Here is a 1,074-nt window from a genome sequence, read left to right as displayed (position 1 = left end):
TCCCGAAATGTCAATTTAAGTTAGAAAAAAAGTAGTTGCTCATCAGTGACGTGCTCCATGAATACCTCATAGGGAGTTCGATAGTTCAGTGACTTGCGGGGAAGATTATTCCGCTTGCTCATCAGTTGGGGCACCAATTCATCGGGAAGATTACGGAAATCCAGCTGTTTAGTTAAGCCATCCCGGCGTAAAAGGCCGTTATTGTTCTCGTTAAGTCCCCGTTGGTTGGGAGCACCAACCTCGGCAAAGTAGGTGTGAATGTCGAATTGATTGGCGATGTCGCGCCAGCCAGCGAACTCCTTCCCGTTGTCGAAGGTGATCGACTTAAAGAAGTGACGCGGAAATTTCCGGAGCCACTGACTTAAGTGTTGGTTAATCGCATCGGCCGTCTTCTCGTGCACATTGAGCACAATTTCGACCTTCGATTGGCGTTCGGTCAGGGTCATTACTGCCCCTTGATGCTTTCTGCCTTGGACGGTATCAGCTTCAAGGTGCCCAAATTCAGTGGCATAGTGCGGAAAGTCTTTCGCGCGTTCATGAATACTTCTCCCCAATTGACCAGCCTTTCCGCGGCGCTCAACATAGCCATTCGGATGGCGCTTACCTCGCATGGGTAAGGAACGAACATCGAAGCCAAACTGCCCTCGTTCAAACATCCGGTAAAGGGTCCGCCGATTACAGCTAATTGAGCGCTCGGCACGGCCAATGATGGTGTCAGGGGTCCACCCTTGGGCGACTTTGGCCTTGATATAAGTGAGCTCAGCTGAAGGCAATTGCGTACGTTTTCGGCCACAACGTTGCTTATTGCGCGTATAATGATTTTGATAATCAGTAATTGAAGCACTAGTTTCTAGATAACGATAAACGCGATAAACGGTTTCGGCGCTACGATTGATCATTTGGGCCACCCGATACGCTTTAAGCTTTTGCACGAAAGAATGGGCGATGATTGTCAACTCGTTTGTGGTAAGATGGGTGTAAGTCATTTGTGGTTTCCTTTCTTTTGTTTAGGGGTATTCAAAAGTCTACCACAAATGGCTTTTCTATTTTTCTAACTTAATTTTACAAACCGCG

At 47.6% G+C, this 1,074-nt stretch carries 1 protein-coding gene; it reads right to left on the bottom strand.

The annotated features are described in order from the left end of the window. Positions 1–20: 20 nt before the first annotated feature. The gene (locus FC43_RS04895) at positions 21–986 is read right to left on the bottom strand and encodes an IS30 family transposase (RefSeq protein ID WP_056954580.1); all 966 of its coding nucleotides are present in this window, start codon (positions 984–986) and stop codon (positions 21–23) included. Between the last annotated feature and the right edge of the window lie 88 nt (positions 987–1,074).

This window comes from Limosilactobacillus ingluviei DSM 15946, assembly GCF_001435775.1.
Taxonomy (GTDB): Bacteria; Bacillota; Bacilli; order Lactobacillales; family Lactobacillaceae; genus Limosilactobacillus; species Limosilactobacillus ingluviei.
This window is presented reverse-complemented; position numbering and strand designations above follow the sequence as displayed.

Coding starts and splice junctions, on each gene's coding strand:
- FC43_RS04895 (WP_056954580.1), bottom strand. CDS start 986: ATGACTTACACCCATCTTACCACAAACGAGTTGACAATCATCGCCCAT.